The sequence below is a fragment of the Streptomyces sp. NPDC048297 genome (genome assembly GCF_043201585.1).
Lineage (GTDB): Bacteria > Actinomycetota > Actinomycetes > Streptomycetales > Streptomycetaceae > Streptomyces.
Genome location: NZ_JBICZA010000003.1, coordinates 68,017 through 87,972, shown reverse-complemented (window position 1 = coordinate 87,972; position 19,956 = coordinate 68,017). Strand labels below are relative to the sequence as shown.

Annotated in this window: 15 protein-coding genes; 3 read left to right on the top strand and 12 right to left on the bottom strand. The window is 69.9% G+C overall.

Annotated elements, in window-relative coordinates; translation table 11 throughout:
• Nucleotides 1–151: 151 nt before the first annotated feature.
• The 5 genes from ACGFYV_RS04240 to ACGFYV_RS04220 form a co-directional block, all read right to left on the bottom strand.
• Nucleotides 152–1,489, bottom strand: a complete 1,338-nt coding sequence (locus ACGFYV_RS04240; protein WP_393876805.1) for a condensation domain-containing protein — start codon at nt 1,487–1,489, stop codon at nt 152–154.
• Nucleotides 1,490–1,536: 47 nt separating this feature from the next.
• Nucleotides 1,537–3,111, bottom strand: coding sequence for an amino acid adenylation domain-containing protein (locus tag ACGFYV_RS04235; RefSeq protein WP_393876804.1), 1,575 nt, complete (start codon nt 3,109–3,111; stop codon nt 1,537–1,539).
• Between the two features lie 103 nt (nt 3,112–3,214).
• On the bottom strand, nt 3,215–4,441 hold the full coding sequence (locus ACGFYV_RS04230) for an NAD-dependent epimerase/dehydratase family protein (RefSeq protein ID WP_393876803.1): 1,227 nt from the start codon (nt 4,439–4,441) through the stop codon (nt 3,215–3,217).
• Nucleotides 4,442–4,490: 49 nt separating this feature from the next.
• Nucleotides 4,491–5,450 carry a TauD/TfdA family dioxygenase gene (locus ACGFYV_RS04225; protein ID WP_393876802.1) on the bottom strand — a complete coding sequence of 320 codons (960 nt, stop codon included), beginning with the start codon at nt 5,448–5,450 and terminating at the stop codon, nt 4,491–4,493.
• A gap of 498 nt (nt 5,451–5,948) precedes the next feature.
• Entirely contained in the window at nt 5,949–6,953 is a 1,005-nt protein-coding gene (locus ACGFYV_RS04220; RefSeq protein WP_393876801.1) for an aldo/keto reductase family protein, read from the bottom strand.
• A 580-nt stretch (nt 6,954–7,533) separates the two neighbouring features.
• On the opposite strand from ACGFYV_RS04220, the gene ACGFYV_RS04215 reads away from it, so the two are divergent.
• Nucleotides 7,534–9,459, top strand: coding sequence for a BTAD domain-containing putative transcriptional regulator (locus tag ACGFYV_RS04215; protein ID WP_393876800.1), 1,926 nt, complete (start codon nt 7,534–7,536; stop codon nt 9,457–9,459).
• A gap of 50 nt (nt 9,460–9,509) precedes the next feature.
• Here ACGFYV_RS04215 and ACGFYV_RS04210 read toward each other — a convergent pair whose 3' ends face one another.
• The 6 genes from ACGFYV_RS04210 to ACGFYV_RS04185 all read right to left on the bottom strand — a co-directional run bounded on the left by ACGFYV_RS04210 (nt 9,510) and on the right by ACGFYV_RS04185 (nt 16,540).
• Nucleotides 9,510–10,373, bottom strand: a complete 864-nt coding sequence (locus ACGFYV_RS04210) for a class I SAM-dependent methyltransferase (RefSeq protein WP_393876799.1) — start codon at nt 10,371–10,373, stop codon at nt 9,510–9,512.
• Between the two features lie 239 nt (nt 10,374–10,612).
• Nucleotides 10,613–11,914 carry an LLM class flavin-dependent oxidoreductase gene (locus ACGFYV_RS04205; RefSeq protein WP_393876798.1) on the bottom strand — a complete coding sequence of 434 codons (1,302 nt, stop codon included), beginning with the start codon at nt 11,912–11,914 and terminating at the stop codon, nt 10,613–10,615.
• Entirely contained in the window at nt 11,911–13,254 is a 1,344-nt protein-coding gene (locus ACGFYV_RS04200) for a hypothetical protein (protein ID WP_393876797.1), read from the bottom strand. Before ACGFYV_RS04200 ends, ACGFYV_RS04205 begins: the two co-directional genes overlap by 4 nt.
• On the bottom strand, nt 13,248–14,342 hold the full coding sequence (locus ACGFYV_RS04195; RefSeq protein ID WP_393876796.1) for a dipeptidase: 1,095 nt from the start codon (nt 14,340–14,342) through the stop codon (nt 13,248–13,250). The genes ACGFYV_RS04200 and ACGFYV_RS04195 overlap by 7 nt, the downstream gene beginning before the upstream one ends.
• A gap of 282 nt (nt 14,343–14,624) precedes the next feature.
• Nucleotides 14,625–15,635: a 4-hydroxy-2-oxovalerate aldolase gene (gene dmpG, locus ACGFYV_RS04190; protein WP_393876795.1), complete on the bottom strand. Its 1,011-nt coding sequence runs from the start codon at nt 15,633–15,635 to the stop codon at nt 14,625–14,627.
• Entirely contained in the window at nt 15,632–16,540 is a 909-nt protein-coding gene (locus tag ACGFYV_RS04185; protein ID WP_393876794.1) for an acetaldehyde dehydrogenase (acetylating), read from the bottom strand. The genes dmpG and ACGFYV_RS04185 overlap by 4 nt, the downstream gene beginning before the upstream one ends.
• 345 nt (nt 16,541–16,885) lie before the next feature.
• On the opposite strand from ACGFYV_RS04185, the gene ACGFYV_RS04180 reads away from it, so the two are divergent.
• Entirely contained in the window at nt 16,886–17,536 is a 651-nt protein-coding gene (locus ACGFYV_RS04180; RefSeq protein WP_393876978.1) for a TetR/AcrR family transcriptional regulator, read from the top strand.
• A 665-nt stretch (nt 17,537–18,201) separates the two neighbouring features.
• Entirely contained in the window at nt 18,202–18,834 is a 633-nt protein-coding gene (locus ACGFYV_RS04175; RefSeq protein ID WP_393876793.1) for a TetR/AcrR family transcriptional regulator, read from the top strand.
• Nucleotides 18,835–18,894: 60 nt separating this feature from the next.
• Here ACGFYV_RS04175 and ACGFYV_RS04170 read toward each other — a convergent pair whose 3' ends face one another.
• A complete protein-coding gene (locus ACGFYV_RS04170) occupies nt 18,895–19,872 on the bottom strand; it encodes an alpha/beta hydrolase (RefSeq protein WP_393876977.1) in 978 nt (325 codons plus the stop codon).
• Nucleotides 19,873–19,956: the final 84 nt, after the last annotated feature.

Below are 19,956 nucleotides of genomic sequence, written 5' to 3'. Positions count from 1 at the left end.
GTTCGCGTTCGCGTCCGTGTTCGTGTCGTGCGCTTTCGGCGGTCGAGGGGGGACGTCGAGCGGGGGGCCGAGCGGGATGTCGAGCGGCGATGCCGAGGGGCGACGGTCGAGGGGCGGCGGGTACAAGCAGGGGGATGCAGCCGGTGGTACGTCAGTGGACGGTCGCGGGCCGGTCCGGTGCGGGATCGAGATGGCCGCCCAACGCGCTACGCAGCGCGTCGAATGCGGTCTGCCCGTGCGCCGGCGCCAGTTGGTGCCGATTCCAGCCCATGCGGACGAGCAGGTCGGCCTGGCTCTGGGAGACCGACACGGCCAGCGGGGACTGAAGTGCCGGGCCGCGCAGGTGCGTCTCGCGGCCCTCGACCCCGCCGAGTTCCAGCGGAGGCCGCCGGGTGGTGTCCTCCAGGGTCAAGAGCGCGTCGAGCGCGCCGGACCACGCGCCACCGCGCTTCCGCGCCACCCTCAGCACCTCGTCGAGAGGCGTGTCGGCGTGGTCGATGTCGTCCCACCACCGATCGCTGACGTCGTCCAGGTCATCGGGGGCGCCGGCGGTGAAGAGGACCGTGTTGAGGAAGCACCCCATGACGGGGGCGGCGCCCAGGGGGCGTCCACCCCAGGGATAGCCGAGCAGCGGGGTCGAATCGCCCTGCGCCGCCGCGGACGCGAGGGACGCCACGGCCGATGCCGTCGCGCCGAGCAGGGCGGGGAACAGGGCGGTGCGCTCGGTGCCGACGGCCGCGGGCCGCCGGTACTGGAGCATCCCGGTGGGGTCGTCGTCCTCCCCGGGGCCGGCCGTGACGGTCCTCAGCGCCAGCCCGGTCGGTACGAGGCCGGACAGCCGCTCGCTCCAGTAGTCGAGGGAGGACTGAGCGGACGCGGCGCGTTCGGCGGCGAGCTGCCGTTCCACGGTGTCCCGGTAGTCGCCGACGGCTCGCGCACCCTCCTCGGACCGGACGTCCCGCGCGCTGGTCCGCTCCCGGTAGGCGCGGGTGAGGCCGTCGGTGAGGGAACCCAGTGACTGCTCGTCGCACGCGGCATGGTCCACGACGACCGCGAGGGTCTCGTCCTCCGGCTGGTCGTCGCCGGTGGCCAGCAGCAACCTCAGGACGGGGCCGTCGGCGGACCAGCCGAGCAGCTCCCGGCGCAGGGCGGCGGCCACGTTCTCGCCGGGCCCGGCGATCACCCTGCGCACAAAGCCGCGGGGGTCGGTGAGCCGCTGGACGGGTATGGACGCGGCCACCTCGAACCGCATACGCAGGGCCGCATGCCGGGCCGCGAGGCACGCCGCGGCCTCCTCCAGCCGTGCCACGTCGACGGTGCCACGCGGAAACCGGAAGTACAGTGGCACCACGACGGGCGCCGTGCCGTGCGAGAGGCTGCGGAGGGTCAGAAAGCGTCGCTGCGCACCCGTGACGGGAGCGACGTGGGGGTCGTCGGCCACTGCGTCGCGGTAGCGCGCGAGGTAGGCCGCGGTGATGTTGTCGTCCAAAGGGGCTCTCCGGCGATCTGGTGGGGGAGGGGGCGTGCGGCGGCCGTTCAGCCGCCTGCGGCGGGCGGCGCGACGGACTCCGTCTGCTGTCCGGCCAGCAGGGCGCGCCTGTCGACCTTGCCGTTGGCGGTGACCGGCAGGGACGGGGCGACGTGCCACCTGCTCGGCACCATGTAGCCCGGCAGCCTGTGAGCCAGGGCCTTCGAGAGTGTGCGGGGGAACGCCTTGGACGCGACCGATCCGCGGTCACCCGGCACGACGAAGCCGACGAGACCCGCGGCCATCCCCTCGCCGGTCATCTCGACCACGGCCGATTCGACGAGCCCGGTGGCCAGCAGGGCCCGTTCGACCTCCTCCAGTTCGATGCGGAAGCCGCGCAGCTTCACCTGACGGTCCCTGCGGCACAGGAACTCCAGGGCCCCGTCCTCCCGCCGCCGTACGACATCACCACTCCGGTAGACCCGTTCGCCGTCCGCCAGGACCACGAACCGCTCGTCCGTGAGCCGGCGTTGCCCGACGTACCCGGTGGCGATCCGGGCGCCGCCGATGCAGAGCTCGCCGGCTTCCCCGTCCGGCACCGGGACGAGGTCCGGGGAGAGGACCCGCAGGGTGGTGTCCTGGAGCGGGAACCCGATCGGGATCCGGTCGAGGCCGGCGAGGTTCTCGGGGGTGCAGGAGAAATAGCTGGTGAACGTGGTGGCCTCGGTGGGCCCGTACATGTGCAGCACCTGCTGCGGAGGACGCACGCCGCACAGACCGCGCACCATGTCCGGGTCGACGGCCTCTCCGCCGAACAGCAAGGTACGCAACGGGGCGAAAGCGCCAGGTGACGCCCGGTGGACCATGTCGACGAGTGCGGTGGTCAGGAACATGACGGTGATCCGGTGCGTGGCCAGGCTCTCGGTCCACTGCGCGAGCGGCACCTCGGCGATGGCGGGAAGCATGACCACCGTGGCCCCTGAAGCCAGGGTGTTCCACACCTCGAAGGTCACAGGGTCGAACGAGGGGTTGGCGACCTGGGCCACCCGGTCACCGGGGCCCACCGTGCAGTACCCGGCTCCGGTCACGAAGCGCTCGATGGCCAGGTGGCTGAGCATGACGCCCTTGGGCCGTCCGGTCGACCCGGAGGTGTACCCGATGAACGCGGTGTCGTCGGGTGCGACCGCCCGCGACGGGGCCGTGCCGGACCACAGCAGGTCATCCGGTGTTGCCTGGCCCGGTGTCGGCTCGTCCGGTGGGGTCGGCTCGCCCGGTGGGGTCGGCTCGCCCGGCGCCGGCACGAGCGGCGGCCGGTCCTCGGACAGCGCGTCGCCCCAGGCGGCCGCCCCCATCACCGCGTCGGCGTGACAATCCCGTACGACGGCCTCGCGGCGTTCACGAGGCGCCCGGGGGTCGACCGGCACGTAGGCCGCGCCTGTACGCAGCACACCGAGCAGCGCGACCACCAGGTCAGGGGTGCGCTCCATGGCGACGGCCACCCGTGATCCCGGGCCGATGCCGTGCCGCTCCAACTGGGCCACGACACCGCCCGACCGCCGCCACAGCTGCGCGTAGGTCAGTTCGCGGCCGTGGATGTCACACACCGCGGGCGCGTCGGGCCGCGCGGCGACCTGCCTCGCCACAAGTCCATGAACTCCCCCCGTGGTTGAGCCGGGGGCGTCCACCGGACGAATCGTCGGATCACTCATTGTCTCTTCCCTCCTCTGTCACCGCCCGTGCTCGCTGTCAGGCGACGGGGGCCCGGTCGGTCGCGTCCAGCGTCGCGGCCAGCAGGGGGCGCCAGTCCTCACGCAGGTCAAGCCCGTACCGGGCGTCGAACACCTCGCTCCGGTACTGCCAAGGGCGGTTCAGGCCGGGCTCGGCGGACGAGGAGTGGCGGACGACGCTCTCGCTGCCGAGCAGGGTCACCAGCTCCGTGGCGAACTCCGCCCAGCCGACGTGGCCGCCGACCGTGTTGACGATGCCGCCCGCGGGGCGGTCCAGCATGGCCGCCAAGCCGCGTGCCAGGGCCGCCGCTCCCACCCAGGGAACGCCGCTCCACGGGTGGGCCGTCCCGGCAGCCTCGGGGAGCAGGATCGGCTCCCCTCGGACACCCCACTGGTAGAGCTTGCCCAGGGCACCCCAGCGCAGTTGGTCGCGCAGCCGCCGGTGCGGCCCCCACACGAGAGGCACGCGCACGACACTGAGTTGGTCACGGATGCCGTGCCGGTCCGCGGCGGCGAACAGGACGCGCTCGCAGTCCGCCTTTCCCCGCCCGTAGTCGCTCACGGCCCCCTCTGTGGCCTGACCCTCACGTACGTCGTGGTGGGACGGCGTCCCGTAGGCGTCGACGCTGCTGACGAAGACGAAGGGGCCCCCGCCCCAGCCGTCCGCCAGTGCGCGCATCGCCGCCACGTCCACGTCGGGTTCGGTGAACGTGCAGGCGGCGTGGACCACCGCGTCCACTCCCTCGCGCAGCAGACCGCGCAAGCTGTCGGGGCGGGTCAGATCCCCCTCCACCGCCTCGGCTCCGGTGCTGTTCACCACGGAGGCGGACTCCGGCCGGGCGAGAACCCGCACACGGTGTCCCCGGGCGAGCAGTTCCCTGACGACGAAGCTGCCCACGCCGCCGCTGCCGCCGGTCACCAGAACCGTACGCAGGTCGGCGGACGCGGGTCCTGACGCGCCGGATTCCGCCTCAGTCTGGGGCTGGGGCTGGGTCTCGGCCGCACGTCCGCGCAGTGCGGCGATCAGCGCGCGCGGGGTGGCGTGGTCCATCACCTCCAGCCCCGTCACCGGCACCCCCAGCTGCTCGCGGAGGCGATCGGCGAGTATCACCGCCATCAGGGAGTGGCCGCCCATCATGAAGAAATCGGCGTCCAACGTGACCTCGGTGGACAGGAGTTCCGAGTAGGTGGCCAAGATCCGCGCCGTGTCCCACGTGGGCGAGGCGGGCGGAGGAGAGTCGGACATCAGCTGCTCCAGGAAGGTGCGAAGTAGGGGGACACCGGGGCGGTCGCTTTCAGCCTTCGTCGCAGTACGGATCGATGACCGGCTGTCCGTATCCGTGTTCGCCCTGCTCCGAGGCCGACCGGTGACCGCGGTTCGGCAGGTGCACCAGGGCCCGCTTCAGCCAGCGATCCGTGCCGTCGTAGCGGGCCTGAAACGGCACCCTGCCGTGCACGACGACATCGTTGTTCACCACCAGGACGTCCCCCGGCTCCAGTGCCACGGCCTGTGCGACGCGGGCGAGTTCGGACTCCAGCCGGGAGTAGGCCGCGCGATAGCCGGCGTCCGCGTCGCCCAAGCGGGTGTAGGCCGGGTCGAACCGGAGCCGCAGGCCCTCCGGTGTCTGCCACAACGTGCGTACGGGCACGGGAATCTGGTCCGATTCGGTGGTGTAGGCGTCGTCGGGCAGGATGGGGGCCACGGGCCGGGTCAACGTGGCGATGTCCTCGGCGGACAGACTCGTCTGCTGGATGCTCGCGGCGGTCGTGGCCACCCGGTCGTGATTGCGCATGCAGCACAGCAGCAGCAGATCGGCCCGGCGCGGGTGGAACGCGTCCTCGGTGTGCGGGGCGAGCAGCACCATGCTGCTGGCGCCGGTCTGTTCTTCCTCGCGGCCGGCTGTCGGGACGATGTTGTTGACCATGCGGCCGTCCTGCTGCCCCCGCCACCCGATGGGGTGCCCCAGAACGGACGCGAGCAGCAGCAACGTCACGTCCCAGAGGACACCGCTGTCGTCGGCGACCGCCCAGCTGGCGGGCGTCGGCTCAAGGTCCGCGTCGACGGGGAGCCCGCGCAGGACATACAGGCCCGCTGCGGTGAACCGGCGTCGCACGGCGCGTATGAGCTGGTCAGGAAGCTCTTCGGCAGCCTGGTGCAGTGACTTGAGCAGTTGCGGGCTGTCGGGCGAGCCGAACTGTCCGAGGAGTCTCTCCGCGGCGTCGACCAGCCGGTCGACGGATAACCGGTCGAGCATGTAGACGGGAGGACCAGGGGGACCGGGAGGACTCACCGCTGACATTGCCATCTCCCTTATGCCTTATGCCTAATGAATGAGGGAACAGAAAGCAGTTACGTTTCGGCCATGACGGTGATCGATGCGCAAAGGTGTCGGTCGAGTTGGCGGTCGTGTCCGCGGAGTTGTCGATCAAGCCGTTCGCCTTGATCGGCGGAGGGTCTTTTGCCAATGGCACGCGGTGTCGGTCCGCACAGGAATGATGTTCGCAGTACGCGACCTACGGATAATCACCGCCGGATCACCGCGGATCTACACGTCGCCACCTCGGTCCCAGGCGGACCCGTGGTGGTCACGACCTGGGTGGACCGTCGAGATGCGGGGTATGGGCAAAGAGCCGTACCCCAGTGATTTATCGGATGCACAGCGGGCGTTGATCGAGCCGGTGATCACGGCCTGGGCAGGGCCTTGCCGCGCCGGCAGCCGTTCTTGAGGTGCGCGGTGTCCGGGGCGCCGCGGTCAGGGCCGACGGTCGGGCGTCTCCGCGCTGGTCAGTGCAGGGTCGGTCTCGGCGACCGGCGAGAGGATCTTCTCAGCTTGTGCCACCAGCGCGGGGTCGAGCCGGACGCCGGACGCGCGGACGTTCTCCCGGATCTGTTCGGGTGTGGTCCCGCCGATGATGGCGGCCGACACATTGGGGTTCCGCAGGACCCAGGCGACCGCGAACTGAGCGATCGTGAGGCCCGCCGCCGCTGCGAGCGGCTCCAGCTCCCTGACCCGCGTCAGCACCTCGTCGCGGAGGAAGTCGCCGATCGACCTGGCTCCTCCGTTGCGGTCGGTGGCCCTGCTGCCGGCCGGCGGCCGTGTGCCCGGGAGGTACTTGCCGGTGAGCACGCCCTGAGCGAGCGGCGACCAGACGATCTGCCCGATGCCGAGTTCCTCGCACGTCGGCACGACGTCGGCCTCGATGACGCGCCACAGCATCGAGTACTGGGGCTGGTTGGAGACGAAGGGGACGCGGAGTTCCCGAGCCAGCGCGTGCCCCCGCCGGATCTGCTCGGCGGTCCATTCGGACACACCGATGTAGTGCGCCTTGCCCGCGTGCACGATGTCCGCGAATGCCTCCATCGTCTCTTCCAAAGGCGTGCGCAGGTCGAAGCGGTGCGCCTGGTAGAGATCGACATGGTCGGTGCCCAGCCTGCGCAGCGAGCCGTGGATCGACTCCATGAGGTGCTTGCGCGACAGCCCGCGGTCGTTGACACCGTCGCCCGTGGGGAAGAAGACCTTCGTGGAGATGACCAGGCCCTCGCGCCGTTCGCCGCGCAGTGCGCGACCGAGGACCTGCTCGGCCCGGGTCGCCGCGTAGACGTCCGCGGTGTCGAACGTCGTGATGCCCGCGTCGAGCGCCGCTCGCACGCAGGCCGTCGCCCTGTCCTCCTCCACCTGTGAACCGTGCGTCAACCAGTTCCCATAGGCGATCTCACTGACGAGCATGCCGCTGCTGCCGAGGTGGCGGTGGTCCATGGGGGGTGTCTCTCCCGTCACGTTGGTGGTTCGTCATCGGGTTCGGACTCGCCGAAGTGGCGGGTGCCGCGGGCGACTCGATCCGCTGGGAATCGATCATGTTCAATTGATCATGCTCCCGTGATCGTGGAACCGCTCGATTTCCGTATCGATCGCCACGAAGGGCATACCTTCCAGGAAATCGTTCGCCCGCAAAGTACCGGACGCCCGACTCGCTGTTTTAAACGTACGCCCACCCTCGTATACGTTCCGCAGACGGATGATCGACAACTAATCAACATGCGGCAGATCGCCGGTCTTGGGCATGTTCGGGAAGTAGCTGGCGGTACCTCCCGCCGCCGCTTTTGCGACGGTCGGTGGTGGTTGCACGGGTACGAGACGCCAGAGTGCAACCTTGATCTGCGATTTCTATCGAACCCGGGGCGGTTCGGTCCCTGGTAACGGTGCAAGGGAAGGGAAATAATTCACTGCCGTACCTGAGGTAACCCCGGTCAATGAATTAGATTGAACATCTACTCGATGGTGGTCTTGCCGGACACCACATCGTTGACCCGAGACATACGTTGTCGATGGGGGGATTGTGGCTCACATCAGGGTATCTGTGCTGGGTCCGCTGCGAGTGAGTTGTGGCGAGACGAAGCTCAACCTGGGCAGTCCGCAGCAACAGGCCATGTTCGTCGCCCTGCTGATGCGGTCGGGCCGGTCGGCGACGGCGGCGGATCTCGTCGAGGCGCTGTGGGGCGAGGAGGACCCGGCCTCCGCCGTGACCACCCTGCGTACGTACGCCTGGCGGTTACGCAAGGCGCTGGAGGCGGATGGTGCCTTTCCGCGCATCCTCCAGTCGGTCGGCGGCGGCTACCAGCTCGACTTGCCCGACGACCACGTCGACTACCTTCAGGCGGAGAAGCACGCCCGTTCAGCCGAACGCGCGCGGCGAGCGGGTGAGGCCACCCGGGCCTATGAGGAGACCGAGGCGGCACTGTCGCTGTGGCACGGGGAGCCGCTGGCGGCGTTACCGGGTCCGTTCGCCGCCGGCCAGCGCCACCGGCTCGATGAACTGCGCCTGTCGCTGATGGAGGAACGTCTCGGTCTCGGGCTGGAGTTGGGGCTCGGCAGCGGATATGTCGCCGAACTCCACTCGCTGATCGACCAGCATCCCCTGCGGGAACGGCTCTACTGTCTGCTGATGCGTGCCCAGTGCCTGGCCGGGCGGCGGGCCGAGGCGCTGTCGACCTACCGTGACGCGCGTAAAGTGGTCATCGACGAGCTGGGGGTCGAGCCCGGACCCGAGCTGACGGCCCTGCACCAGCGCATATTGAGCGGCGATCAGGAACTCGTGCCGAAGCGCCGGACCGAGGGTGTCACCAACCGGACCGAGGGTGCCACCAAGACGGCGCCCGTGCCCACCTCACTGCGCGTGCCCGCCTCCACCCCCACCCCCACCCCCACCCCCATCCCCACCCCCAACGTGCCCAGGACAGCGGCCGACGAGGACACTCCTGCCCGGCGCGAGCCCCCCAGGCAACTCCCGCCCCAGCCGAGCGATTTCCTCGGCCGGTCCCATCTGGCGACGACGCTCGCCTCGGCGCTGACCGTGACGCAGCGTTCCGCCCTGCCGGTCGTGGTCCTGGTGGGCATGGGCGGTATCGGCAAATCCGCTCTGGCCCTCCATGTGGCCCATCACATCAGCGACGCCTATCCGGACGGCCAGTTGTACGCGGAGCTGCGCTCCGGCGACGGTGACGCCGTGACACCCGAGACCGTGCTGGCCTGCTTCCTCTCGGCGCTCGGTCTGCGGCAGGACCGGATCCCGGAGACGCTGCAGGAGCGCAGCGCACTGTTCCGGACCCTGGTCAGTCACCGGCGCATGCTGATCGTCCTGGACGACGCGCAGCAAGCGGCCCAGGTCAGGCCGCTGCTGCCGGGCGAGGCCACCTGCGGGGTACTCATCACCAGTCGTGCCCGTCTGGGCGGTCTGCCCGCCGCTCTCCAGACCGAACTCGGCGTGTTCCATCCGTCGGAGGCACTGGAGCTGATGGCTCGCACCATCAGCTCGCAACGAGTGGAGGCGGAGCCGGAAGCGACCCTGAGGCTCATGGAATCATGCGGGTTCCTGCCGCTGGCCGTCCGCATCGTGGCGGCCCGGCTCGCCGCCCGCCCGTCCTGGTCCATCGACTCGTTAGCAGTACGGCTGGCCGACGAGCGACGGCGCATCAACGAACTCAGGGTCGGCGACATGGCCGTCGCCACCGTGTTCGACCTCACCTTCCGCCAGCTCACGGAGGCACAGGCGCGCGGTCTGTGTCTGGTGTCCTCCATCGCCACTCCTGAACTGTCGGTGTCCTCCGCGGCAGCCACGCTCGCCGTCGACGAAGCGACGGCGGAAGAGTTGCTGGAGTCCCTGGTGGACGCCGCGATGCTGGAGTCGCTCGCGGCCGGCAGATACCGCTTCCCCACTCTGATGCGCTCGTTCGTCCACCACCACGGAAGATTTCAGGTCCAGTGAGACGGTCGTGACGCCACGAGAAGGGCCGCCGAGCGGAAGGAGGGCGCCGATCAGGCTTCGGCCGGCTGAACGCGCGAGGCCACGACGAAGAGGTTGGCGCCCCGCGCGCCCGCGTCAGGGTCGATCAGCAATTCGGTCTCCATGGCGAGTACCTCGCGGAAGAACGTGTCGTCGCGCAGGAAGTCCTCGGCGGACTCCGCCGACGGCGAAGCGACGCCTGGCGGGTCGGGATAGATCAGACACGGGAAACCGGTCAGCAGATCGACGGTGAGCTTCGACGAGGTGTGCAGCATGCGCACCTCTCCGGGAGTGAACAGGTGCCCGTAGGGCGCCTCGTGGGCCTCCCACGAAAGGCCGGACAGGCTCCTGCGGGCCCGTTCGGCGTCTCCGACGCTCAGGTCCCCGAAGGCGGCGTGCCAGCGGCTGGGCAGTACGGACACCATCAGGCCGTGGTCCGTCAGCAGGGGGACGATGGAACCGAGGACGAGGTCAGGGGAGTGGAAGAAGCCCAGCAGATGGTGGGTGTTGATGATCAGGTCGAACGTCATCCCCGCCAGTAGCTCCCCCGCTTCGTCGACGTCACCGTTGATGTGGCGGACCCGGTGGGCGTATCCGCAGCGGGTGGCACGCCTCTCGGCATGTCTCACCATGCCTGGGCTCACGTCGAGCAGGACGCCGGAACTCTCCGGGTTCGCCGTGGCGATCCGCTCCGTCCAGCGTCCGGCCCCACCGCCGACGTCGAGAAACCTGAAACCGTCAGGCAGTCGAGAAAACACCGACAGGTCCAGGGCCTGTGAGAGCAGGGCGTCCGTCAGCCTTCCGTACCATCCGCGTGCGTTTTCGTCGTAGACGGCGGATTTCGCTTCGAAATATCTCCTGGCATGCGTTAACTGATTGAATGCCGCATCCTTCACCCTTACCCCCTACTGCATCGGGTTATGCTGATGCGCCCCCAATATATCTCGGGTTTGATTTGCGCACAACCGTATTTCTGGAATCAACTATGCTTTTCCGGGTGGAGCCAAACCGGCGGTGAGGCCGGCATGCTCATTCTTCGCCCAGTTCGACGGCGGGGCCACCGCCTCCCGGCGCTGTCCGACATCACTGGATGAAATCCGCATCTCGGGATGAAACAACGGGAGGGAATGACCTCCTAGTTCAGTCCCAGGTTCTCGCGGAGTGTCCGTCTCTCGTACGCGGTGCGGAACAGACCGCGGCGTTGCAGTTCCGGCACGACGTACCGGGTGAATTCGTCGAGACTGGCCGGTGCCACGGCGGACATCACGTTGAATCCGTCAGCGGCTCCTTCGGTGAACCATTCCTCCATGACATCGGCGATCTGCCCCGGGGTGCCGACGGCCTCCAGGTGGCCGTTGGCGATGGCGATGGTCTGGAAGAACTGCCGTATGGTGAGGCCGCGTTCGCGCGCCAGGTTCGTCCACACACGGCGGCGGGAGGGCACCCTGGCGTCCTCAGGGATGGGCGGCACCGGGCCGTCCAGGTCGTAGGAGGACAGGTCGCCCACCATGAGGGAGAGGTGGGCCAGGCCGAGCATCGGGTCGACGTTCTCCTGCATGGCCTGGTACTTGGCGCGTGCCTCGGCCTCGGTGTCCGCCACCACGGAGAGGATGCCCGGCATGACGAGCAGTTCGTCGGGGCGCCGCCCGTAGGCGGCCATGCGGTTCTTGACGTCGGTGTAGTACGCCTGCGCGGCTTCGAGGGTGTTCTGGACCGTGTACACGACGTCGGCGGTCTCGGCGGCCAGTTCCCGTCCGCCGGGCGAGGCGCCCGCCTGGATGATCACAGGGCGGCCCTGCGGGGGCCGGGGCACGTTCAGCGGTCCGCGCACCTGGAAGAACTGGCCCTGGTGGTCGAGGTAGTGCACTTTGTCCGGGTCGAAGTACTTCCCGCTGGACGTGTCCCGGACGAAGGCGTCCGCTTCCCAGCTCTTCCAGAGCCGGGTGACCACGTCCACGGCCTCTCGCGCACGCGCGTAGCGTTCCGCCTTGGCCGGCATCCCCTTCATCCCGAAGTTGTGCGCCTCCTCGTCCAGGGTGGACGTCACCACGTTCCACGCCGCCCGGCCCGCGCTGATGTGGTCCAGCGAGGCGAAGCTGCGCGCGATGTGGTACGGCTCGGTGAAGGTCGTGGACACGGTGGCGGCGAGGCCGAGGTGACGGGTGACGGGGGCGAGCGCCGCCAACAGCGTGAGCGGTTCCAGGTCGGTCACCGCGCAGGACCGTCCCAACGCCCCCGGCGGTGAGTCGTACATGGCGACGGCGAGCCGGTCCGGCACGAACAGCAGGTCGAACAGGCCCCGTTCCGCGAGGTGGGCCATCTGCGTGTAGAAGCCGAGGTCCGCGGTCGTCGCCGCGCCCGGGTAGCGCCACCCGCTGGGGTGATAACCGAGCCCCTTCACGGACGCGGCCAGCCGCATCAACCGCTCCGACGTCATGCCATGGCCCCGTCGATCCGCAGGTCCGGTGCCGTGGTCTGCGCGCAGACGGTCGCCGCGACGCTTGTACGGGCGTGCACGACGGGGCCCTTGCCGAAGAGGATCAGCGAGCCGAGGTACTCGCCGAGGGAGCACAGCACACTCAGTTTCGGCGTCCATCCCGCCAGGTCCGGATCCACCTCGTACGACGTGTCGTCGACCGCCCGCTGCACGATCCAGGTGCTGCCCTCGCCCGACTCCTGCCAGGCCAGGTCCAGCGCGGACAGCGACTGCGTCGAGACACCGTCCAGCACATGGATGCCCTGGCCGCAGCTTCCCCTCGCGACGTCGGCGTCGGCGTACTTCAGGAAGTACCTCGACCCGGGAAGCTCCTCCGCGACGAACTCCTCGCGGGAGACGAGCCGGCCGTCCGGCAACTGGACGCCGTCCTCCTCCAGGACCGCGGTGTAGGGGAACAGATCCCGGTCCTGGTCGGTGAAGAACTCCGCGGTCAGCCGCCAGAAGGGCAGTGCCGTCATCACCTTGGTGGTGAAGAGCCAGTTCAGGGAACGGTCGTACAGGGCCGGTTCGTTCGCCGCCCTGGGCAGGTGCTGCGCGGAGTGGAACTCGGTCAGCAACGCCTGCCAGAAGTGCGACTTGATGTGAACGACGTCGGCCGCGCCGACTCCGGGGTCCGCGCCGTAGTACCGGGCGCCGGCGGCGCGTGCCCGCTCGATGAAGTACCGCGTGCCCGTCTGCCCCGAGGACGTGTCGACCAGGTGCATCAGGCACGGGTCGTCCGTGCCGAACGTGCGGCGCAGCGCCCCGACATAGGCCTCCGCCGTACCGGCGGCGTCCGTCCCGACGCGCTCACGGCCGTGGAAGGTCGCGTAGTAGTCGCTCAGCAGGAGGTACTCGCCCCAGCCGGAGCCGGGCACCTGGACCTCGTAGAGCTTGCCGCTCATGGACTCGTCGGTGCGGAAGCTGAGCGGGATGGTCAGCGCGGCCGGACCGAGCGCACGATGGAACTCCAGGCCCTGGTGCGCGGGGAGGCCCCCGTAGATGGCTCGCTCCACGGCCGGGAGGACGTCACCGCTCAGCACCGCCTCGTACACACGCAGGCAGTTGCGGAAGAACTCCGGCACGGACCGGGCGCGATCGCGCGACAGCGCGGCCCTGCGCGGGGAGGGGACGTAGGGACGCGGCCGGGGCAGCACGGGCATCGCCGCGTTCGCGCCGAGCCAGCCGGACACGTGTTCCTTGAACCACGCGCGTTGTTCGGCGGAGATCCAGGGAGCGTCGGGAAGCCAGGACGAGGCGCGGGCGGAGCGGTCGGCGCGGTCGGAGTGGGCGATCACCATGATGTCGGGCTCCAGATCTGGTCGAGCGCGCGCAGGACGTTGCCGCCGATGACCGCGCCGATCTGTTCGTCGGAATAACCGTGAAGGACCAGCCAGCGGACGATGTTGGGGAAGCACTCGGCCGGGTTCTCCAGACCGGCGACGTACTCCGTGCGCTCGAAGGGCGGCCCGGCGGCGAAGACGGCGTCCAGGTCGAGCTTCTTGGCGAGGGCCCCGTGCAGGCCGACATGGTCTCCGAAGAAGGTGTCGGGGCCGAAGGCGACGTGCTCGATCCCCACCAGGTCCACGCAGTACCGGAAGTGGTCCATCACCGACTCGATGCTGTGGCGCCGGTGCTGCGGGCTGATCGTGGTGTGCGGAGCGGCTTCCAGGCCGATCAGGCCGCCCTTGGCCGCACACGCCGTGATCACCTCGTCGGGCTTCATCCTGATGCTGTCCCACACGGCGCGGGCGCCGGCGTGCGTGATGAGCACCGGCTGCTCGCTCGCCTCGATCACGTCCAGCGAGGTGCGGTCGCCGGCGTGCGAGAGGTCGATGGCCATGCCGAGCTGGTTCATCCGCCGCACCGCCCGGCGGCCCAGGTCCGTCAGTCCCCGGTCCTCGGGCGCCCCGAGCCCGTAGCCGAGCGCGTTCTCCTTCCGGTAGACGATGCCCAACTGCCGTACGCCCAGCCCGTAGAGCACGTCGATGCGATCGATGTCGTCCTCGATCGGCTCCGCTCCCTCCAGGCCCACCACCAGCGCGACCTTGCCCGAAGTGCGGGCGCCGCGCATCGCGGCGGTGGTGGTGGCGACCTGGACGAGGTCCTGATGGGCGATGTCGCACAGCCGCATGCCCAGCTCGGTCACGGTCTGCAGCCAGGGCCCGCCCGCGTCCCCGAAGTTGTCGAAGACCGCGTCGAGACCGGACCGGCTGAGCCCCTCGTAGCCCATGGCGACATGGGCCGACCGCCGGTACTCGCCCAGTTCCTCCGTCCGTTCCGGCAGGCGGACGGGGTGGTCGTGCAGCGAGACCACCACGTTCTCGTCGAGCAGCCGCTGAGCGCGGCTTTCCTGTTCGGCGCTCAGCGGCAGCTCGTGCGGTGCCACACGGTCCTGTTCGGCGGCCAGATCGAAGACCCGGAAATCATCGTGAGGCGTGAGATAAGAAAAGGGAGAGTACCCGTTATATGTCTTCTTTTTCACCGAGGCCTCTTCTTCTTGGGTCGTCGCGTGCGGCAGGTCGACATTCGTGGTGGCGAAGGCGTCGACAACGACGAACCAAGTGAAAAGGCGTGTTCAGCGCGGTTGAAGCTGATGTTGTGTCATGTGCCCCAAAGGTCAACGAGAGTGCACGCATGGCCAGAAACATTCGCTTCGGCGCGGTGGATTTCAGCGGTCGGCGGCCAGGCCGAGGGCGATGTCGAGGATCATGTCCTCCTGGCCGCCGACCAGCCGGCGCCGACCGGATTCCATCAGGATCTCGCGGACGTCGACCCCGTACCGCTGCACGGCGCTCTCCGCGTGCCGCAGGAAGCTGGAGTAGACACCGGCGTAGCCCAGCGTGAGGGTCTCGCGGTCGACCCGGACCGGGCGGTCCTGGAGGGGGCGGACGATGTCGTCGGCCGCGTCCTGCAGCTTGAACAGGTCGCAGTTGTGCGTGAAGCCCGACAGGTTCGCCACGGCGATGAAGGCCTCGATGGGGCAGTTGCCCGCACCCGCGCCGTGCCCGGCGAGGGAGGCGTCGACCCGGCGGACGCCGTTCTCGACCGCGACCACGGAGTTGGCGACGGAGAGCGAGAGGTTCTCGTGGGCGTGGATGCCGATCTCGGTCTCCGGTTCGAGGACGTCGCGGTAGGCGCGCACCCGGGCGGCGACGTCGTTCATCGTCAGCCGGCCGCCGGAGTCGGTGACGTAGACGCACCGGGCACCGTACGACTCCATCAACTTGGCCTGCCGCGCGAGCTGTTCGGGTCCGGCCATGTGGGAGAGCATCAGGAAGCCGGAGACGTCCATGCCCAGCTCGCGGGCGGCGGCGATGTGCTGTGCGGAGACGTCGGCCTCGGTGCAGTGGGTGGCCACCCGCACCGAGCGGACACCGAGGTCGTAGGCGCGCCTGAGTTCGTGGACGGTCCCCACGCCCGGCAGCAGCAGCGTGGTGAGACGGGCGGTTCTCAGGACCGACGCGGCGGCCTCGATCCACTCCCAGTCGGTGTGCGACCCCGGGCCGTAGTTGAGTGAGCCGCCGGCGAGGCCGTCGCCGTGGGCGACCTCGATCGCGTCGACACCGGCGTCCTCCAGGGCCACGACGATGCGTCGGACGTCGTCGGTCGTGATGCGGTGCCGTACGGCGTGCATGCCGTCGCGGAGGGTGACGTCCTGGACGGAGATCGGGGTGCTCACTGCGTGGCCTCCTTCGCGGCGGCGATCTTCTCGGCCATCCGGACGGCGGCCGAGGTCATGATGTCGAGGTTCCCGGCGTACGCCGGCAGGTACATGCCCGCGCCCTCGACCCTGAGGAAGACCGACACCTGGTGGGTCGGCCGCGTGGTCGCCCCGTCGGCGAGCAGGGTCTCGACGGGCTGGTCGGCCGGGATCGCGGTGATCTGGACGTCCTGGACCATCCGGTAGCCCGGCACGTACGCCGAGACCTCGGCGACCATCGTGCGGACCGATTCGGTGATCTCGGCCTTCGCCCTCCCGCCGTCCTCGCCCTCGGGCAGGGTGACCAGGGCGAAGACCGTGTCACGCATCATCAGCGGCGGCTCGGCCGGGTTGAGGATGATGACCGCCTTGCCCCGCTCGGCGCCGCCGACCCGCACGATCGCCGCCGAGGTGGTCTCGGTGAACTCGTCGATGTTGGCCCGGGTGCCGGGGCCGGCCGACCTGGCGGCGATCGAGGCGACGATCTCCGCGTACGCCACCGGGACGACCCGGCTGATCGAGGCCACGACCGGGATCGTGGCCTGGCCACCACAGGTGACCATGTTGACGTTCGGCGCGTCGAGGTGCTCCTCGAGATTGACCGCCGGGACGACGTACGGACCGATCGCGGCCGGCGTCAGGTCGATCACGCGCATGCCGAGCGGGCGCAGCTTCTCGTCGTTGGTCCTGTGCGCACGGGCGGAGGTGGCGTCGAAGACGATGCCGAACTCGTCGATCTGCGGCGACTTCAGCAGCCCGTCCACACCCTCGGTGGTGGTCTCGAACCCGAGACGCGCGGCGCGCGCCAGGCCGTCGGAGGCCGGGTCGATGCCGACCATGACCCCCATCTGGAGATGCTGTGCGGTGCGCATGATCTTGATCATCAGGTCGGTGCCGATGTTGCCCGACCCGATGACGGCGACCTTCGTCTTCCTGTCCGTGCCGGACTTGATCCGCGTCGTAGTTCTTGGTCATGCGCTGGCTCCGTGGGTCAGGCTCGAACGCAGGGAGGGGGAAGTATTGGACCGATCGGTCGGTACGATTCTGAAGGTAGCAGCGCACGTCCACGACACGTCAAGAGATTCCGCGCACGGAATTTCCCGCCGCCGGCGAGACCTGGTGACGACGGCGAGCGCCGGTGATCGGCCCTGGTGGGGATGGCGAGAGCCGGCGAACGGCCCTGGTGGGGGATGGCCGGGACGGCCTCGCCTACACTCTGGAAGGTGGAGATGATCGAGCCGCCCGCGCCGGAAACACGCACCAACCGCCGCGGTCGCCGGTCACGGCAGGAGATCCTCGACGCGGCAGCCCGGGTGATGTCCGTGCGCGGCTACGCCGGCACGTCGATGTCGGTGCTCGTCAAAGAGACCGGCCTGCCGAAGAGCGCCTTCTATCACCACTTCGCATCCAAGGCCGGGCTGCTCTCGGCGGTCATGGAGCAGGGCGCGCACGCCTTCTTCGCCGCCATGCGCGAAGCACACCGCAACCCGCCCACGGAGGGCAGCCCCCGCGACCTGCTCCGCTGGTACATGCGCCGGACGGGCGACGTCATGGAGAACGGCGAGGAGTTCCTCCGCCTGCTGCTCGTGCTGGTGATGAGCCGCGAGGCGGCGGAGGCCCCCGAGGCCCTGCAGACCGTGATCGCGGTCCGCGACGAGGGGCGCGCCTACATGGGGCACATGATCCGCTCGTCCTTCGCGAGCGCGGGTGAAGAGACCGCCGACAAGATCGCGGAGTCCCTCGCGCCCTTCGGAATGGCCGGCTACGACGGCGCGTTCGTCGCCCTCCAGTCCGAAGGCGGCCGGCCCGTCTCGGTCTGGATGGACCAACTCGCCGACTCCCTCGCCGCACTCGGCGAGACGATCGCCACCACCGACTGACAAGTCCGGCTCCGCCGCAACACGGCCGACTCGCCTCGGCACCGGTCACGTCAAGGAGTTCGGGCTCCGATGCTGCTCGGGACGGTCCTGTCGACCCTGTGGGAGAACGCGTGGCGCGCCGGCCGGCTGCGCGAGGCCGCCGCCACCGCAGAGCACGCCCTCCGGGCTCGGAGACCGGCAGGCGGGCCACGAGGCGCGCACCGCCCGCGCCGAACTCCTCTCCAGGCAACCGGAGTCCGCGCGCCGCCGCGCGGATACGCAGGCGAGGCGGTCCGGCCGGACGGGGAGCGGATCGGTGAGGTCGAGGCATGGATCGTCCTCGGCGGGTCCCTGGCCACGTTGTCGGAACCCGGTTTGTCACAAGGGCAGTTGGGGCGGTACGACTCGGTGGGGCGCGTCCGCGAGGCGGCTCAACCGTCGCCGAGCGGGTCACCGGGGTCGTCCTGGACGCCGTGGTGGCCCGCGCCCAGGTGAGCAGGTCCGCGATCTACCGCCGCCGTGTCGGTCCAGGTCGCCCCCCACCGCCGGACCCCGGCGCCGGTGCGGGGGCAGCGGTGAGAACAGGTCGCTGGACGTCCGGGGCATCCTCTCGATCGCCTATGGTGTATGCAGCGCTCACATCAAGCGAGTGATGTCAGCACCGCGAACACGCGTGAGAGTGATCCATGCCCCCGTTGAATGCCACGTACCACCACGGCGATCTGCGTGCGGCGTGCCTGCGCGCCGCGCTGGAACTGCTGGAGGAGGACGGCTCCGCCGGCCTGTCGCTGCGTGCGGTGGCCCGCCGCGCCGGCGTCTCCCCCACGGCTCCCTACCGCCACTACGCCGACCGCGACGCGCTCGTCTCCGCGGTCGCGGCCGTCGGCTACCGCGAGCTGGCCGAGCGGCTGGCCGCGGCGCACCCGGTGTCGTCGGCCCCGCAGGATCTCGCGGCCGTCGCCACCGCCTACGTCCGCTTCGCACTCGAGCGGCCGGCCCTGTTCCGGGTGATGTTCGCCGAGCCCTGCGACCCGGACAGCGAGGAGCGGCTCGCCGCCACCGCCGCCATCTCCGACTACGTCGGCGGCATGGTCCGCCACGCGTTCCCCGGCTCCGACCCGGAGGCCCTGGCGGCCGGGGTGTGGGCCGTGGTCCACGGCCTGGCCTTCCTGCACCTCGACGGCAAGTTCGACGCCACCTCACCCGACGCCGTCGCCGACCGGGTCGGCGCCGCGGTGAACGCCCTGCTCACGGTGTCCGCCCAGGCACCGCCGCCGACGACGGCGGCAGTGGCACTGGGGGAGCGGGAGCGGCCGTAGGGGCGTACCGGCGGCCGGCCGCCGTCCCCCGTGGTGCGGCGGGCGTCGGCCGCCGTGGGCTCAACTGCCTTGCAGGGCTTCCCTGATCGCGGCGACGGCGATGCTGCGGGCCACGTTGGTGGCGTGACAGTCGCGAAGGCTGTCCAGCATCATGAAGTCGTGCACCATCCCGAGGACACGCACGGCGGTGACCGGTACGCCGGCCTCCCGCAGCCGGGCGGCGTAGGCCTCGCCCTCGTCGCGCAGCACGTCGGCCTCGTCGGTGATCACCAGGGCGGGCGGCAGGCCCTTGAGGTCGTCGAGGGAGGCGAGCAGCGGAGCCGCGTAGCGTTCCTTGCGCTGCGAGTCGTCGGTCGTGTACTGGTCCCAGAACCAGACCATGCCGTCCCGGGTGAGGTAGTAGCCGTCGGCGAACTGCAGGTACGACGGGGTGTCGAAGTTCGCGTCGGTCACCGGGTAGAGCAGCACCTGGGCGAGGATACGGACGTCGCCGCGGTCCTTGGCCATCTGGGCGAGCACCGCGGCCATGTTGCCGCCGACGGAGTCGCCGCAGGCGACCATGCGCGAGGCGTCGAGACCGTACTCGGCGCCCTGGGACACCACCCACCGGGCGACCGCGTAGTTCTGCTCGATCTGGGTGGGGTACCGGGCCTCGGGCGCGCGGTCGTACACCGGGAACACGACGGCCGCGGCCGCGCCGACGGCCAGCTCCCGCACCAGCCTGTCATGGGTGTTCTCGTCCCCGAAGACCCAGCCGGCGCCGTGGATGTGGACGATCACCGGCAGCGGGCCGTCCATGCCCCGGGGCTTGACGATCCGGGTCCGTACGGTGCCCCACTTGTCGGCGTCGACGCTGACCCACTCCTCGTCGATCTCCGGCTTGGCCACGCCCTGGCCGGTCTGGAGGCCGGCGAGGAGGTCGCGGCCCTGCTCGGGCGGGATCTCGTAGATGCGGGGGTGGGGAGCGGTGGCGTCGGCGAGTTCCCGCGCCGCGGGTTCCAGCGTCGGGGTGGGCGGCGGGGGCAGATCCTTCACGATGAACCTCCTCAGGTGCCGGTGGGCTACGCCGTACGGGTCGCCTGCCCGGCGCGGAACGGAGGCGCGCTGGTGGCGGCCGGACGC

Coding starts and splice junctions, on each gene's coding strand:
- ACGFYV_RS04225 (WP_393876802.1), bottom strand. CDS start 5,450: ATGCTCGACCGGTTATCCGTCGACCGGCTGGTCGACGCCGCGGAGAGA.
- ACGFYV_RS04180 (WP_393876978.1), top strand. CDS start 16,886: ATGATCGAGCCGCCCGCGCCGGAAACACGCACCAACCGCCGCGGTCGC.
- ACGFYV_RS04205 (WP_393876798.1), bottom strand. CDS start 11,914: ATGACGTCGGAGCGGTTGATGCGGCTGGCCGCGTCCGTGAAGGGGCTC.
- ACGFYV_RS04175 (WP_393876793.1), top strand. CDS start 18,202: ATGCCCCCGTTGAATGCCACGTACCACCACGGCGATCTGCGTGCGGCG.
- ACGFYV_RS04220 (WP_393876801.1), bottom strand. CDS start 6,953: ATGGACCACCGCCACCTCGGCAGCAGCGGCATGCTCGTCAGTGAGATC.
- ACGFYV_RS04185 (WP_393876794.1), bottom strand. CDS start 16,540: ATGATCAAGATCATGCGCACCGCACAGCATCTCCAGATGGGGGTCATG.
- ACGFYV_RS04230 (WP_393876803.1), bottom strand. CDS start 4,441: ATGTCCGACTCTCCTCCGCCCGCCTCGCCCACGTGGGACACGGCGCGG.
- ACGFYV_RS04200 (WP_393876797.1), bottom strand. CDS start 13,254: ATGGTGATCGCCCACTCCGACCGCGCCGACCGCTCCGCCCGCGCCTCG.